14 protein-coding genes and 2 pseudogenes are annotated in these 16,414 nt (G+C 44.1%); 3 read left to right on the plus strand and 13 right to left on the minus strand.

The genetic code is table 11. The features are described 5' to 3' along the window. The first annotated feature begins 10 nt into the window (after window positions 1-10). Window positions 11-136 (plus strand): desulfoferrodoxin FeS4 iron-binding domain-containing protein, encoded by a 126-nt coding sequence (locus B3N33_RS11020; protein ID WP_099829869.1) that lies wholly within the window; start codon window positions 11-13, stop codon window positions 134-136. Window positions 137-162: 26 nt separating this feature from the next. On the opposite strand, the gene B3N33_RS11025 is transcribed toward B3N33_RS11020, so the two are convergent. Together B3N33_RS11025 and B3N33_RS11030 are read right to left on the minus strand one after the other, a co-directional pair. After that, window positions 163-315, minus strand: a complete 153-nt coding sequence (locus tag B3N33_RS11025; RefSeq protein WP_214060819.1) for a hypothetical protein — start codon at window positions 313-315, stop codon at window positions 163-165. 64 nt (window positions 316-379) lie between these two features. Further along, window positions 380-685, minus strand: a complete 306-nt coding sequence (locus B3N33_RS11030; protein WP_214060818.1) for a hypothetical protein — start codon at window positions 683-685, stop codon at window positions 380-382. A gap of 279 nt (window positions 686-964) precedes the next feature. Here B3N33_RS11030 and xpt point away from each other — a divergent pair, with 279 nt between their 5' ends. After that, entirely contained in the window at window positions 965-1,570 is a 606-nt protein-coding gene (xpt, locus tag B3N33_RS11035) for a xanthine phosphoribosyltransferase (protein WP_214060817.1), read from the plus strand. On the opposite strand, the gene B3N33_RS11040 is transcribed toward xpt, so the two are convergent. From B3N33_RS11040 to B3N33_RS11065, 6 genes and pseudogenes are all read right to left on the minus strand, one after another. After that, window positions 1,567-2,262, minus strand: coding sequence for a hypothetical protein (locus B3N33_RS11040; RefSeq protein ID WP_214060816.1), 696 nt, complete (start codon window positions 2,260-2,262; stop codon window positions 1,567-1,569). The two genes, xpt and B3N33_RS11040, sit on opposite strands and share 4 nt — an antisense overlap. Continuing rightward, entirely contained in the window at window positions 2,259-3,956 is a 1,698-nt protein-coding gene (locus B3N33_RS11045) for a DUF4910 domain-containing protein (protein ID WP_292593378.1), read from the minus strand. Before B3N33_RS11045 ends, B3N33_RS11040 begins: the two co-directional genes overlap by 4 nt. A gap of 3 nt (window positions 3,957-3,959) precedes the next feature. Continuing rightward, window positions 3,960-4,372, minus strand: a pseudogene (locus B3N33_RS13080) (SDR family oxidoreductase). Next, window positions 4,369-4,733: pseudogene (locus B3N33_RS11055) on the minus strand (SDR family NAD(P)-dependent oxidoreductase). Before B3N33_RS11055 ends, B3N33_RS13080 begins: the two co-directional pseudogenes overlap by 4 nt. Before the next feature lie 40 nt (window positions 4,734-4,773). Further along, complete coding sequence (locus tag B3N33_RS11060; protein ID WP_214060522.1) at window positions 4,774-6,063, minus strand: hypothetical protein; 1,290 nt, start codon at window positions 6,061-6,063, stop codon at window positions 4,774-4,776. 142 nt (window positions 6,064-6,205) lie between these two features. Beyond that, window positions 6,206-6,790 (minus strand): hypothetical protein, encoded by a 585-nt coding sequence (locus B3N33_RS11065; protein ID WP_099829857.1) that lies wholly within the window; start codon window positions 6,788-6,790, stop codon window positions 6,206-6,208. A 141-nt stretch (window positions 6,791-6,931) separates the two neighbouring features. Here B3N33_RS11065 and abc-f point away from each other — a divergent pair, with 141 nt between their 5' ends. Then, window positions 6,932-8,749 (plus strand): ribosomal protection-like ABC-F family protein, encoded by a 1,818-nt coding sequence (gene abc-f, locus B3N33_RS11070; protein WP_214060521.1) that lies wholly within the window; start codon window positions 6,932-6,934, stop codon window positions 8,747-8,749. Here abc-f and B3N33_RS11075 read toward each other — a convergent pair. The 5 genes from B3N33_RS11075 to B3N33_RS11095 all read right to left on the minus strand — a co-directional run bounded on the left by B3N33_RS11075 (window position 8,744) and on the right by B3N33_RS11095 (window position 16,079). Then, window positions 8,744-9,178 carry a hypothetical protein gene (locus B3N33_RS11075; protein WP_214060520.1) on the minus strand — a complete coding sequence of 145 codons (435 nt, stop codon included), beginning with the start codon at window positions 9,176-9,178 and terminating at the stop codon, window positions 8,744-8,746. The two genes, abc-f and B3N33_RS11075, sit on opposite strands and share 6 nt — an antisense overlap. A 200-nt stretch (window positions 9,179-9,378) precedes the next feature. Then, window positions 9,379-10,581 carry an ATP-utilizing protein gene (locus B3N33_RS11080; protein ID WP_292590622.1) on the minus strand — a complete coding sequence of 401 codons (1,203 nt, stop codon included), beginning with the start codon at window positions 10,579-10,581 and terminating at the stop codon, window positions 9,379-9,381. A 455-nt stretch (window positions 10,582-11,036) separates the two neighbouring features. Then, on the minus strand, window positions 11,037-12,689 hold the full coding sequence (locus tag B3N33_RS11085) for a phosphoenolpyruvate carboxykinase (ATP) (protein ID WP_214061448.1): 1,653 nt from the start codon (window positions 12,687-12,689) through the stop codon (window positions 11,037-11,039). An 806-nt stretch (window positions 12,690-13,495) separates the two neighbouring features. Next, complete coding sequence (gene pepT / locus B3N33_RS11090) at window positions 13,496-14,734, minus strand: peptidase T (protein WP_214061447.1); 1,239 nt, start codon at window positions 14,732-14,734, stop codon at window positions 13,496-13,498. Further along, a complete protein-coding gene (locus B3N33_RS11095) occupies window positions 14,718-16,079 on the minus strand; it encodes an MFS transporter (protein WP_214061446.1) in 1,362 nt (453 codons plus the stop codon). The genes pepT and B3N33_RS11095 overlap by 17 nt, the downstream gene beginning before the upstream one ends. Window positions 16,080-16,414 lie beyond the last annotated feature (335 nt).

The following is a 16,414-nucleotide window of genomic DNA, read 5'->3' on the forward strand; positions in this document are numbered from 1 at the left end:
GAGTGAGATCATGAAAGTAAAAAACGTTGGAGAAGTTTACAGATGCGAGATATGCGGAAACGTAGTTGAAGTGAAAGAAGCCGGCGGAGGAGAACTCGTCTGTTGCGGAGAACCGATGAAGCTTGTTCAGAAATAAGAAGAGCCCCATAAGGGGCTCTTCTCCTAAAAATACATGTCGAATCTCAAGAGGACGGGAAGAGGCCAGAGGAAAAGTGAGAACTTGAACCTATCTGTCATCTTGGTCACATCAATAAAACCTATTTCTGGAGAGAGTCTTGTTTTGAATCTATCTGTTGACTCATAGAAAGAGAACATAAATTGTCCTCTAAGGCCCATGGAAAGCATGTACCTTCTGCCAAACAAGTTGAAAGAAAGGCTTTCAATCCCAGGTTACTAAACGACGACCAATACCCGCTTCGAGACCTGAGATTTTCCCGAGCGCACCCGAATATGACAAGTCAGGTCCTGCGTAAAGTATTGTTGGAGTAAATCGAAGACTGCCGGTTTGAGAGCCACCGAAGACTTCAAGACCCAACCTGTAGTAGCCATTTACAGAGAAAATACCTGGAAGCAATGGAAAATAGACAACTGAACCTCCAATATTGTTCGCGGTGAAATAGCTCCCAAATGAAACTGACGCAACAATCATCACGATTATGAAAAGTACGATTATTCTCAGCTTCACTACACCATCTCCATAAAAGTTTTGCACTATTAATCATACATTCCGTCCACTCTTGGGAGAAATGACTTAAGCAAAATTGAAGTGATCTTTGTCTCCCTAATTCTCATAGAAGACACTCTGAACACATAGGTTTCTTTGACCTCCTTGAGGACTCTCCTTCGATTTCTTTCCGGCAAAGGTTTCATGCCAAACATACCTTACACAAAAGGAATTTCTCCTTCAAGAAACAGATACAGAAATAGTTGATTATAGTACCATAAACTTGCTGGAGGTTGATCGATGAACAAATCCAATCTTTCCAGAAAAGAGATAGTCTCCTCCCTAGAAGAAGCAGTAAAAAGTAGAGGATCTGTTATGGGAAACGGTATACTGAGAGTGGACTCCTTTCTGAATCATCAGATTGACCCTTTACTTATGAAAAGTGCTGGAGAACTGATAGCTGACTTTTTCAGAGATTACGAAGTCACAAAAGTATTGACTGCCGAGAGTTCCGGAATAGCTCCCTCTCTAATGGCTGCTTGTGAATTGGGAGCTCAGCTTGTTTTCGCACGGAAGAGGAGGCCCATTACGATGCAACATTATCTTAGCGAATCGGCTCCTTCTCATACAAAAGGGGGAGTAGTGGAACTAAATGTTTCCCTTGATTATCTTGGCAAAGAAGACAGAGTAATAATCGTTGACGACTTCTTGGCAAGCGGCAAGACTATTGAGGCTCTTGCAACGCTTACTCTAAGAACTGGTGCATCCTTAGTAGGCTTCGCGGCAGTAATAGAGAAAACTTTTGAAGAGGGGCGCTCTCTACTCGAGAAGTTCAGCGTTCCTGTACTTGGAATTGTGAGAATTTCCTCTCTCAATCCACTTTCTTTTGCTGTGAATCAACCCTAGAAATACGCGCAAAACTGAGCGCCAAGACTTACAAACGAAAGGAACAACCTGTCTCCATCGAAAGAATTGGTCAAAGACCAGTATCTCGAACCGGCTCTCACGTAATAAAACGGGCCTTCAAAGTGGAGCCCTGCATAAAAATCGATAAAGCCGTTCCCTTTGCCGAGCCCTGTTGCTACCTCTAAGGCAACGAAAACCTGATCATTCATCTTTAACTTTATATCTGCTGCCGGACCAAAACCAAAATCAGTCTTCTTGCGGCTGTATTGCTCTGAACCCGTAAGATCAATCTGCTTGAATAACAGACGTCCTTGAACTCCAAGTTGAAGAGAAAAACGATCCAGAACGGGGAGAGCATATCCGTAAGTTATTGAGAGCACATCTTGCCTAAACATTGATTCGTAAGTAATTAGTGATTCTGTTCCTGTTGCTTCGAGTGAGCTGTTCACGGAGAAGTGTATAATACTCACTTCGATCAGGTGTTCCTGGAAAAACTCATATCCTGCAGTCGGAATGAAGTACGCGCGAAAGTTGCTTCTGTCGAGAAGATCAGTTTTCCCCGAACCAGCTTGTTCAAGAAATCCATTCCAAGGCATCGCAAAACCACTTTCTGCCTTCAGTTCAAATTTCGCACAACCGAGAACTGCAAGAAGCCCCATGAAGGCGAAAAGACAGAGTCTTCTTGATATCATGATCTAAGCAACCCCTTATCTATCATCCAGCCGGTAATTACTCTGACTTTTTCAATTTCCACATCATAGTGAATGCTGGCAAGAAGCTCTACGGATTCCCTACCTCCGATCAAGGCAGCTCCCCCTACCACAAAATCCGCGATGCTGGCGAAATCTATAGCCAGCTCCTCCTTTAGCTCTTGAGGAAATGTCTTAATCCATTCTAGGCCCAGAGAACTCTCGAATGTTGGTTCTAGAGGGCTTAACGAGGGGAGATTGTCTGAATTGCTGAAAATCTTTCTGAGTGAATCTCCCTCGAAATTAGAGATGAGAAGATCATAGATATCGTCACTTCCCTCCCTTCCAGCTATTCTGTTTAGAATCTGATATAGCTCGCCAATCATCCTGCCCCTAACACTTAGAAGCACATTAGGATCAGGCTGGACAAGCTGGTCGAGAGTTTCTAAAGCTGATAACCCCACCCATTCCAGCTCCATTTCGTCCATCATGCGAGGTGTGTCGAAATCAGAGTGATAGTATCTATCTGGCAGATGGCCCATAAACGGAGAAGGAATTCCTAGAGTCGTGAATACGCAGTGATCAGATCCGGCCATAAATGGGATCTCGCCAAATCTCTTCAATGGATAACCGGAACTAGACGGCATATTCCTTTCTATGTTGTAAGCAAGAGTCCTTCCCCATCTCTGAGGAAGATATGGTGGCACTTTCGAAAGAATGAAGGTTGAACCTGTCTTATCCTGATCGGCACCAACCATATCGAGGTTTATAGTGCAAACAGGGAGACGGCTCTCATTCTTGAGTTGAAGAGCATACGGAACACTACCTAGATACTCGGGAACCAGAGCAACCTTTACGGAATACGGGAATCCGCTGTCATTAAGAACCTTTGCAATCTCTGCAGCGAGAGCCGCACCGCTCGCATTGTCATCGGCCCCAGGAGAGGGGTGACATAGATGAGCAGTCAGAAGAACCTCAGGACCTTCGTTGAAGCCTGTTGCGTCTATCTGCAGAATCTCTAATTCGCCCTCTGTAAGTCTCGTTTCGGCCCTGAATCTTACAAGTGAAGAGCTCCTTTTTACGCGTTCAGACAGAAGATCGAATTTCTCCTTCGACACAGAAAACGCAACTGTATTCCTGTTTGCGGATTCTCTATCGTGTGGAATAGTCAGAAAGTTGGTCATTTCAGGTAAACTATCCAGGCTACGGCCAATTTCCTCAAAAGCCTTCCTCATGTGGCATAAGATAAGACACCTCGCTCCACCCTCAACTACTGCGTTTTGAAAGACCTTTGCCGGATCATCATTTGCCAAAACCGCCTTTTTCGAATAGTCTCCTTTACCATCATAGATAACCAGAGGAAGCGTTTCCCAGCCTTCTGTGCTCCCACTCCCCGAGACAAGGGAAACCTTCGTGACTGCTGTCGAAGTTATGAAAACCCTTTCGGGATCTTCCAGCCACAGTTCTCCATATATCGGTTCCCATGCAAGAGTAGACAGAGTATTTCCCGTTCTCGTAACTCCGTCTGCCGGGTAACTGAATATCTTGAATCTTTCCTCCGGAAGTCCCCCACGAAGAAGGTAATCAATAACGGCATGCATTGATTTGGTGTAATCCCTGCTTCCACTCACTCTGTGATACCCAGAAAGCATCTCAATAAGTGACTTAACTCTAGCTCCTTCGAGTCTTCGGTTCAACTTTCACCACCTCTTTTCGACATAAATCATCTTCCGTGTCATGCCGCCATCAATAATCAGATTGGCACCCGTAATGAAAGAGGTCTCATCACTTGCCAGGAAAAGGCACGCTTTCCCTATGTCCTTTGGTCTGCCTACTCTACCCACGAGATGTTTTTTATGAGCGGTCTCACTCAGACTGGAACTACTATTGGCTCCCCTGTCTGTAACGTCAATCATTCCAGGGCTGATAGCGTTTACCTTATCTTTGGTCCAAGACTAATAGCCAGTGAATGTGTAAGAGCCAGTAATCCACCTTTTGAAGCCAAGTAAGGTTCTGAGTCTTGTTCAGACATTAGTGCTCTGGTTGAGACAATGTTAACTAAACTGGGAGCTTCAGAATTCATCAGATAAGGAACACAGTACTTAGTCATCATATAANNATATAAGGGCCAGTGAGATTGACTTCAAGAACCTTTTTCCAGTCATCTATCGACCTGTCTAGAATCGTTCCAGTCCAAGCGATACCTGCATTGTTTATTAGCGTATTGATCGATCTTGTTGGCGCTGCGGCATAATCAACAGCTCTCCTAACATCTCTTCCCGAAGAGACATCTCCTTGAATGAAAAATGCTGACCTCCAAGCCCTTTAATAGTCTGCACTGTGTCGTTACCGGCCAATTCGTCAATATCCATCAGGACTACAAGCGCTCCAGATTCTGCAAAGCCAAGTGCTATTGCCTTCTTGATCCCTTTAGCACCACCGGTAATCAAGACCGCCTTGTCCGAGAACCTCAAAGAGCACCTCCTGACGCATCACATTTTATCCCATAGCGGGCTAGATCTTGGTTAGCCTTTCAGACTGTATCATTGCACACTTTTCGATTGCTGCAAGCTTTATCTCTTGTTCTTCAAAAGTCTCTGCAATAGCATGATAATGGTTGTAAGCCATTTTCCAGTATAGTGAAGCCCTGTCGGGTTCACGTTCGGTTTTTGCGATCTTTTCGAGAGTCATTCCCTTAACAAGCCAGAGAGACACATCATCGCCTCTCAACCTTAAGCCCTTTTCAAAGATTTCAAGAGCCTTATGATGTTCTTCAAGACGGTCTCGGAGCAAAACCCCCAGTTTCCTTATATAAACAAGCTTATCTTCCGGTAGTTGGAGAATCTCTATAAGTCTTTCGTAATCCCTGGCGAGCTCCTCAAGGTCTTCTCTGCTCGCATTTCTGTTTTTGGATCTTGATTCAGAGACCGAAATTCTTTTCTTGATCAATTCAATATCATTTGATTCATCTGAGCAAATCTCGTTAACACTTTCTGGAACAGATTTATCCAGAAGCCTGATCTTTTCAAGCAGAGCTTTCTTGTCTTCAAATCGATCTATCCTTGATAGGATTTGATCAAGCCTGATAAGAAACGACGCTTCGTTTCCTTTAAAAGAATACCCACAGCCATCAAACCTTTCGACTATTCTCTCAGCGATTTCACGCAAATCCTCCTCTGAAGACGTGACGAGACCATACATTATAGAAAGTTCCAGATACAGAAGCTCATCTCTTATAGTCATTTCACCAGAGACTACGATGCGCCTGAGAATAGCTAGCTGATCCTCTCTCGAAATCTCTCCCACTTCTGCAATCGTCTTCATGTACATCTCCTTAATCTTGGAAAGCCTCTCTCGACTTGCAGAAGCAACGGTCATTTCAATATTCTGGAGAGCAACCTCCACAAAAAAGACTCTTCGAGAAATCCTGTAGCAAGCAGTTGCCAAATCTATGGCTAGATCAGGCTCCTCGCTGAAGAAGAATCTCATAACTCTTTTCCATAGTTTCTCATCGAATTCTCCGGCAAGTCTGATCAAAGATCTGGTTGCAGCTGTTCTCATAGGTCTATCAAACTTTTTAAAGATGGCCGAGAAGTCTTCAAACGACTCATCGCTTCTGATAAGTCTTAGTCTCTCAACCGCAGCTTCAAAAGCACCTTCTATATCTCCGATTTCTACTTTCATGTTCATCAGTTCAGCGAGAAGTCTGTTCCTCTCTTCGTCCCCTTGTGATCTCTCTATTCTTCTCTCTATCTTTGACATCTTCCTATCTTTCATTCTTTGACTGATCTTCTTCAAGAACATCATATCCTCCGGCAATAACTGAATAAAATCGCTTCTATAAAAGGATACCAGAAAATGAGATCCTGATAACATGAAAGATTCTCACAAAGGCTCCTCATTATGGGTATTCCGCCAACGAACTCTTTACGATGGGTTACCTATACTACACGGAAGCAGACGAAATAGCCACATCGAGAATCAGATCAATCAAGGATCTACTCCATTCAATTCTGTAACCCCAGATCGTTCTTTGCAGATAGTAAACCCTCGCACCGCTGAACTCCGTGAAAACGTTTTTCTCGGAGGATCCAGGGATGAATATGAGGCAATAACTATCTGGATCGTCCTGCAACTCGTACAGTTCAAGAAAACTACTGTACTCAGGATCATCTTGAGTATATAGCGATCCGGACAATCCTTCTATGAACCAGTCGCCGGATCGATGCGCGTACTGGATGTAGTGACGCTGCATCAAGGGCCAATCTTTTTGGAAATCAAACACCAGACTCTTCATGTCACCCTCAAGCTCAACTATCGCCAGCTCTCTCAGGAACGCGATTTCCCTCTCATTGAGACCTGCCTTAGAACCGGCTTCCTGCTGCTGACGAATTTGAGCGGTGTAATCAAGCATAGCCCTTTCATACTGAATAAAAACTTGGCTGGGACTTCTGAAGAAATTGAAGCCCCAAATATACGATATTGCTAGAAAAGCCGTTACGACAACGAGAAAAGGTAACCAAAGTTTCAAATCAATACACCACCCGGTTTCACCGCATATTCAAAGATAACACAAGTCTCTGTAGCATAATCGCCCAGAAACAGCTCAAACTTCAAAACAGCCGGAGATGTTGTATCATTATGACTGACAAAGAACAAGAAGGGAAGCTATATGCTGTTAACTCTTAGCAAAGTGGGACATGATTATGGTCAGGACTTCCTGTTTGATGAAGTCTCAACCTCAATAGACAAGAGAGACAAGATTATCCTTCTCGGTAAGAACGGAAGCGGAAAATCCACCCTAATGAGAATCATAGCAGGAGAGCTTTCTCCAACTGAAGGAGAGGTTTTCCATTCGTCAAACGTAAAGATTGGTTATCAGATTCAGAGCAGAATTCCCGATGAGAAAATGACGCTTATGGAGTACTACCTGCAAGACAAATCAAATGTCCCTCTGGATACGGAAGAGTTCTATTCTTATGATAGAAGAGTGAGAAGCATTTTGGTAGGTTTGGAATTCTACGAAGAAGATTGGGAAAGACATTTGGAAACCTTCAGCGGAGGAGAACTCACAAGAATATCACTTGGAAAGCTCTTTCTTGTCGACCACGATATTCTCTTGCTAGACGAGCCAACTAATCATCTGGATCTTGAATCAACGGAGTGGTTGGTTGATTTCCTGAAGAGCTATAAAGGTGCGCTCCTGGTTGTCACTCACGATAGGTATCTGATAAGGAATGTTGGAAACAGATTCTGGGAGCTGAATGGAGGATCTCTCTGGGATTTCGCCGGAACATATGACAAATATCAGTCTGACAGAGAGATCATGGTTAAGAGTGGATTGAGGACACGAGAGAACCTTTCAAGAGAAATTGAAAGGCTGGATGCAGTTGCAAAAAGATACAGACTTTGGGGTCAAGAGAAGTTCATAAAACAAGCAGTTAATAAGGAGAGGCAAAGAGATAGACTCAAGGATCAGCTTGAAACTATAGATCTTCCAGACGAGGAAATCAGGCCAACTAAGTTCAGACTCCCTCAGCCAGACAGAACCGGCTACTCAGTTTTGAAGATCGAAGGACTGTCGTTCGGATTTGGAAGCAAGAAACTTTTCAACGGCGCCTCGGCAGAAGTGCACAGGAGGGACAAGATTGGACTTTTGGGCCCCAATGGAAGTGGAAAGACAACCTTGCTGAGGATAATAACTGAGAATCTTGAGGAGTATGTTGGGCAAATTACTTGGGGTCATAATGTTCGCTGGGGCTACCTGTCGCAGCTTACTGAAGATCTGAACCCATCTAATGATGTGATAAGCGAGATTTGGCAATTGATGCGGGGGCAGCCGGATTACGAAGTGCGGAAGTACATTGGAAGATTCGGTTTCCCGGGCGATGATGTGTTCAAACCAGTTCCATCTTTGAGTGGAGGAGAGAGAACAAAGCTAGCACTGGCAAAACTTATTCTATCGAAACCAAACGTTCTAGTGATGGACGAGCCTACAAACAACCTTGATATCTGGTCTATTGAGAGCCTTGAAGAGGTTCTGAAAGAGTATGAGGGTTGCATAATCCTAGTGTCACATGATAGAGAATTCGTACAGAACGTATGTGATCACTTCCTGATGATAGATGGGAAGAAGTTAAAGGCGGTATCTTCTGTTGAAGAATACCTTAGAAGAAACCAGAGAAACATCGATTCTACGGGCAACGAATATGCGAGGCTAACCTTTCAGGAGCGGCGTAGACTATCCAACAAGAAAAAGTCAGTCCTTGAAAGACTTCAGCAGTTGGAAGTTGAAGAGAACGAACTATCAAGGAAGTTGGAAATGGCACAGCTGAAGATGGGCCTTTTCTCAACAGATTACGAAAAACTTCAAGACCTTTATACTGGCATAGAGAGAATTGAATCAAGACTCCTAGAAATACTCCAGGAAAGAGAAATGCTGGATGATGAACTTGACAGGCTCTCTGAAACTCTTGATGAGACCTCATAACATCAAGAACGCGATGGAAACCGCTGACAATAATATGCAAAGATCTGAGTATATCAGATATCTATGAAAACTCTTCTTGTCGACCTCTACCATCGACCTGGGATCACTGGCCCCCTTTATTATCAACCGATCTGCCTTGTACCAACAGAGCGCGGCAGAGGCGATTGAACCGAAGAAGACCAAACTCCATATAATCGACAGTGAACTGATCAGTATGATAGATAAGGCAGTGCCAACAATCACAAACAAAGTAGCCACTGCCGGTATTCTAATAGTCTCCCAAAAAGTGTAAAGATAACCCTGTACTCTGGCTTCAGTTCTAGGATCTCGCAGAGGCATCATGAAGACTGAGACTAGTAGTCCCCCACCCGCCAAGAGAACATAAGAAAGCACAAACACCGTCTTGTTAAAACCTTCGAACACTCCCATGCTCATCACTCCAAAAAACCTGCCAGCTGGATCTTCTTGCTGAAAACAACAAACAAGTGCATCTGGAAAAGGGATACTTTTCAAGCCTGTTCTACAAAAATCATTATAGCAGATATTGGAATAACGATGATCCAGGGTTCCTACCAGCAAATCGAGAAGAAGGACTGGACAAAGGGCTTGCTCTCTTCATCGATCAAAGGTCAAACGGCTTTCCTCACTTCATTCGAGTCCGCCTCTTCACAGAGGCTCTCTATATCACAGGTTGCTCCCAGAGAAAAACTCTTAGTCTGGCCACCCTTAAGAGGCCCAAGAATCGCTGTGTAAAGCATTGACATTAGCATCACAAAGAACGGCGCCGGATCACGGATGTCCCATGAGTCGTCTCTCAGTCTCTTTCTGCTCTTGAAGAAGCCTTTCATTTTACCAAACCTTCCTTTGAACAGCACGCTGAAGAACCAGCCTATTTCCATTGCAGTTGTATAAGTGCCATTACCCACTTCTGGCGACATAATCTGCTCGGCTCTATTCTTGGTCACCAAGTCCATATATGCCTTTACCATATCTACTCCCGAACAATATGCCACCAAGAGTCCAGGACTCATCCTCGGATTAACATCAACCAGAAAATACGCGTCTCTTTCCTTATCATAGAGAAAATCCGTTGATATGAATCCCGAGTAATTGAGGTTGCCGACGATTTTCTCAACGTCTCTCAAGACCGAATCACATTCAATGGAGATCCTGCAAGTTCCTATCCCTCCGGATTCCGGATACTCTCTTACATTCTTGTAAATAACATTTCCTATCATTTTACCATTGTAGGCGAGCCCAGTAGTACATATTTGGTGAGGCGGCTTCAACTCCTGAACAAGAAATCTCTTTCCATCTAGCGCTTTCGAAATCTTCTCGAACTCCTTGGAAGAAGTTACTCTCACTATTCCTTCGGCGGACCTTTGATTACGCGGTTTCACTATAAGCGGAAACGAGCTGCCGTTAGGCTCAAATTCCCCAAGCAATGCTGTTCTAGGAACACATATTCCAAGTGACCTCGCGTAATCTGTCATAGTGAATTTGTCATGAAGAAGCTTGATGTGATCGTATGAAGGCACCAGAACTTTGACCCGCCCCTCAAATAGATGCAGGTACTTGCTTATAACAAAGCCCTCCTCAAACGTCGGGAATATCACATCTATCTTCATTTCATCTGTCTTTTCCAGAATCTCGTTGATAAATCCTTCGCTATCATCGCTGACCGATGGATAGACAAACTTCCCCTTTAGGTACCTAGAATAAAGGCCGCCACTGAACTTACTACTATCCGCAGCAAAAACATCATGCCCATTTCTAGCCAGAAGTCTGATAGCATTGATCGCATACCACATTCTCGCGCCAGTAATTAACACCCTCAAACTAAGAAACCTCCCGTGGACAATTAGCAAAACAAGGTAGTTACATTCATACTATGCTAAGAACGTAACAATTACATTATTCAAGGTGTTTCACTTATGGCGCTTCCTGAATTCTCCTGGCTCAGTACTGGCAATTTGATGAAAGACTGTGGAGTTATCAGAGACCTAAATATGTAAATTTGCACATCCATTTACATAATAAAGACGGTTTGATTTCTTTAAAAAGAAGTTGTATAATGTCTTTGAATGGTTGACGGTTAACTTCATTTATTATGTATTCACAATGAACTCGATCACATAACAAAGTTAGCCGCAATCCGGACAACTCCTCGTTTCGTAGCAATTCCCCCTTCGATTCCTGACGCCAGTCAGGAATCCTTTTTATTTATCTCTATGATTCGAATAAGGTAAAAAGAGCCGCCTTCTGGCGGCTCCACTAACAGACAAGACTATCTTAATCTCTCAACAAGTGAATAAATCGATTCTGCTGCCTCCGCAGGCAGCTTGTCAAAACCTCCTCTTTCAATTTCTCTGGATCGAAGAAAGCTCAGTCTGTCAACCAATCTATCTCTTACCAGCTTCTTATAACTCTCGTCAGTAAGATCGGGGATGAATCCTTTAATCTCCATTGTCTCCAGTTCAGTGAACGGACCCCAGGGAACAAACTCGGCCCGCCTCTCCACTATCAACTCAAGAATCTGAAGAGTAAGGTCTTTTGGAACTTTCACATCACGGAAGTATCCTGTGTTGAAAATGTAACAATCGATGCTTCTACTTGTGAACAGCTCTAGATAACGGTCAAAATCAGCAGAAAGGGGATAGGTTCTGAAGGGATTAGCGTATGGTTCGATTACCAATGCATTGGGATCCACGCCTGGCGCAAGGCGTTCAGCAGAGGTTCTCTTCGTCGCAAGGGTAGCTCCCATGGTTGATGCAAGAACGGGATCAACAACTCTAACCACAGGGGGAATCGAAGGATCCTTCATTAGCCATACTATCGAATCTACCGGCTCGTCAAATCTGTCTACTCTGTTGGGTGACCATAGCTTCGACTTGATTGCACGACCATTTCCATTCCTTATATCCTCGGTCACGATGACTATTCTCCCCTCATCATCTTGAGTAGCTCCGACATTTTGAACAGATAGAAGATACTTATTGTCTTCACTGCTCAAGGGATAATCAGAGGTCTTATCGAAATACGAAGGCTCTAGCGCCACAGAGGAACCGTCTGAAGAGGAAATGACAAAAGCATCGTCATGAAGAACAGTTACATCATACTTACCGCCATGCTTGGCATGCGTTAATGTCGATTTCCCCGAACCTGAGAGTCCGAAGAACCCGACCACGAATTTTCTGTCCTGAAGATTGTATCTCTTCTGACCGCCATGGCAAGCTGCAAATCCGCGCCTGTTGGCACAGCCCCAGGCAAGGGTTAGAGTACCTTTCTTGAATTCGCCAAAGTACCTCATTCCAAGAATTGCCGCGCAATTATGTTCTGGATCAAAGAACGATAGTCCCAGCGGATGATCCGGATGTTGCCATTCCGGATCGGAGAATACGAAAATATCTCCCTCACCTTCGAATCCTTCAGAGGTCTCGTACATCCCATTATAGAATTCGTTTATTGGCTGGAAGTTCAGTAGCCAGTTATAGATAAGATTCTCATGAGTTTCTGGAACAAGAAGATGGGCCTTGACCATGAAGTTTTCATCTAATCCTATATAGGCCTGTGCATGATACATTTTCCTACTTCTTGTATTGTAGATTGCCTCCCGGATCTTTGCCCCGTATTCCGCTTCATCTACTCCTGGCTCCCCCAAGATTCTCCGCGCAGTAGCACACCTGCCTGTTACGGCGCCATCGTTGAAAAGCAGAACTCGCGAGTCACACTCAAGTCCGACCTTCTCGGGTTTGAAGACATGAAGATCCGTCACAATTGTACCAGGAGAGTCCTTAGCCAGTTTATAGGCTTCACTCGGGGAAGAAACCGGAATCACGTTATTCCCGTAGAAAGCAGTTTCAATCGTTACTCTAGCCATTGAAAATAGGGGGTTATTCTTTCCTATCTCACCCCTGATGAATCTGGAACTGGTTGACATTTTTCACCTCCATAGACCATGAGAAAATCGGCCGATTCCTCGGCAAAGGTATTTCCTTAGCAACAACTAGAAGGATTCGCAAAGTCTTGGTTGACTGTGCGAATCACAATTAATCTTGCATCATTGTGCATGAATGGGGTAGATTCAGGAAGACTAGAACACAAAAATGATGTACAGTTATAATGGGGAAAGGTAGTCAATTATTGATGACGAGTTCCGTATCTACCGGCTTCTTTTTGAAGACAGATTACACAATTCCTGAATCGCTCATGAGAAACTCGTTGCTCTTGCTCTAGTCGCCGCTCGCTTGAGCAGATCAGTGGAATTCATCTCTATGTTATCTAGCGTTTTCCGGTAGTCTCTCCATATAGTTCGCACCGGTACATCGGCGAATCTGTCTTCTCAAATCCGAGGAGATCCCCTCTTATTATTGGTGACACTATGTTTCCGATTCTAATCTGTCTTCAGAAGGAGCCCCTGGTACCAGAGAGTATTTACATTCATTTCCATCCTTTTAGCGCCAGTTCTCAACTTAGGAAGTCAAGTTTGAGACTTAGAGTCAAGACTATATGGAAGTACAGAGCTTGACAGACCGATTAGTGGAGATTGTTCCAGCCAATACTTTACTAAGCCAGGTAAAGAGTTTTCGAAGAGACCACGCGGCCTGTAATTTCCTGAGAGAAAAAAAGGCATGACTTAATCCCATCCTTAGTTATCCACGACATTTCGTCCAAAACAAAGCCGCTTCTCGCTGTCTTGTGGAACAATCGCTCGTTTGTTAGAAATACCAAATACTGAACACTTCTTCAACTATCCAGATTTTCTCTTCTAGAAAAAAGCTCTGCAATCTTCACAATTACCATAACGGCCTTTTCCATCGAGCTTACCGGGATATACTCGTATCTTCCGTGAAAATTATGACCTCCGGTGAAGATGTTCGGTGTTGGGAGACCCATGAAAGAGAGACGCGCGCCATCGGTGCCCCCTCTCACTGGTGAAATCCTTGGTCGAATTGAAAGACTCTCCATAGCTCTTTCTGCAATTTCAACAAGGAACATCTTTTCTTCGATTTTCTCTTTCATATTATAATAGGAGTCTCTTGTCTGCAAACTCACCGTATCATCGCCGTATTTCGAATTCAAGAAGACCGCGATTTCCTTAATCATTTTCTTCTTTCGTTCAAACTTCTCCATATTGTGCTCCCTAATGATGTACTTCAGAATTGTCTCTTCCACTGAACCTCTTATACTGAGCAGATGGAAGAAGCCTTCTCTACCTTCCGTTGCCGCAGGTACTTCACTTGAAGGCAGCAGATCGTTGAACTCGCATGCTATCAGTATCGAGTTCTTCATCTTACCTTTTGCACTTCCAGGATGAATGTTCCTGCCTTTTACAACAACTTCGGTATTTGCGGCGTTGAACGTTTCGTACTGGATTTCGCCCAAAGCCCCTCCGTCAACTGTGTAAGCATAGTCTGCCCCGAATTTCTCTACATTGAAGTACTCAGTTCCCCTTCCTACTTCCTCGTCAGGAGTAAATCCTAGTCGGATTTCGCCATGCTTGATCTCTGGGTTTGAAATGAGGTACTCTATTGCGGAAAGAATCTCCGCAATTCCTGCTTTGTCGTCTGCTCCTAGCAGAGTAGTTCCGTCTGTCACGATCAGCCTTTCACCAACATACTCTTCGAGCTCAGGAAAGAGCCGGGGATCGATGAAGATATCCTTGTCTTTGTTAATGACTATCTTGCCTCCTTCATAATCAACAATTGAAGGCTTGATATCTTTGCCGCTCATATCTGGGCTCGTGTCCATATGGGCTATGAATCCCAAAACCGGAAGTCCATCACCAGCATTTGACGGCAAAGTCGCCATTACGTATCCGTGGTCATCCAATGTCACTCCTTTCAGACCCATTTCCTCCATCTCCGTTTTGAGAATATGAGCAAGATCAAGCTGACTGGCAGTTGATGGAAACGAATCTGATTCAAAACTTGAGGTAGTCTCTACAGATACATACCTTAGGAACCGTTCAATCACTCTTTCCATTTGTTCTCTCCTTCCGTTGTTTAGCCTTGTTCTTATGTACTAGTACTTCGATAAGCTCTCTAGGTCTTGCCGCAAGTCGATTAGCTAACACTGCAGCCGAATTAAAAACCATTCCCGACACAGAGACCACCTTTCTCGTCTTGACTCTCTTCAAGAAAATCAAAGAGACGCCTCTGAGAACAAAAGTAACGAAGAACAGGATCTGGATGCCGAAAAACCTGTGTCCACCAACCATCCAAGTGAACCTGTTCAGATATGCAGCGAAAAATCCTCCCACCAGGGAGCCAACAAGAGCCGAGGCACCGTTGGTGAATGAAAGCAAAGCATAGTAAGACTGGGCGTCAACCCCGCTAAGCAAGTCGAGCATTGTGGTGAATAAACAGAGGTTTATGGCGCTCCATGAAGCGGTCCCGATAAAAGTATCAATATACAACAGATAGACCGTCCCGGTGTCCATAAACAACCACAGGATTGTCTTGAGGAAAGCCCCAAGAACCCCAAACTCAAGGACCGCCTGACTCCCGATTTTGTCAGCGATCTTTCCCCACAACAAGTAAAACAGTATTGTTAGGAGCGAACTGAAGACATTCAGTATACTAAGAAATGAGTAATCCAGTTTCATGTTGACTAGCTCATGATAAGCGAAAAAGGGCGAGGTAATAGCTATTGAGAAGCTCCAGAAGGAGTAGAATCTCAAATACGGCATGAACCTTATGTCTTTAGTGACGGCCCTGAACAAACCTCGACCATGACTTATTTCGTGGGGAGGATCGTTATGAAACCCCAAGAGCACGAGGCTGACTAATGCACTTGCCACTCCAAAAGCAGTGATCAGAATGAAACCCATTCTTCCGGGCACCGAATCAAGGATAAAGGCGTAGAACAACGTTATAAACATATTCGTGAAAGTGAATATCACGTTTCTCATGCTGAAGAATCTAGCAGCACCTTTTAACGGCGCCACATCTCTTATAATCGAAACCCAATAGTTTCCGGTAAGACTCGCCGCAAGCGAGAAGAAGGCAAGAATAGTCAGCAGAAGTGACTGCCTGTTTATTCCAAGAGCAAGCGTGATAGGAATAAAAGCCGTAGACAGCCTGCTTGCGGAAGCGCAGATCATCATCGCCCGCTTTCGGCTCTTGACAATTCTCAAGAAGGATGGAGCCAGCAGCTGAATGAACTGGGAAACCGAAGGAAGAACGCCAATCAAGGCTATCACCGGTTCAGATGCCCCAAATTCGAGTGCAAGCCCTGTACCAAGAAAACCCTGAGTTATCAAGAAGAACCCGTTGTATATTGCACCCTCAAAAACCGAGAGAATCCTAGTCTGCCGATTCTTATCCAATCAATACATCTCCGGACGACGTAGAGTAATACAAACAGTGCTACTGCATATTATCGCAATTTACTGGCAAAACAACTACGAGAGAGATCACTTTGTCTACTAAAAAATCTTTAGAAGACCCGCGAAGATGCCTATTAACGAAATGTTTACAAACTAAAAGCCGATAATTCCACTCTACTATCTTGACAAACCCGATCGATTTGGGTACAATTAATTCAAATAGATAAGAAACCTTGCAACCCCAAAAGCTCAACCGGTCATTAAAAAAGACAAAGCACCTGAAAGCAATATGCAAGTCCCAATTACCCCCCATATTGTTGAATGGACGTGCATGT

Origin of the sequence: Mesotoga sp. UBA5825, from assembly GCF_002432955.1 — a bacterium.
Taxonomy (GTDB): domain Bacteria; phylum Thermotogota; class Thermotogae; order Petrotogales; family Kosmotogaceae; genus Mesotoga.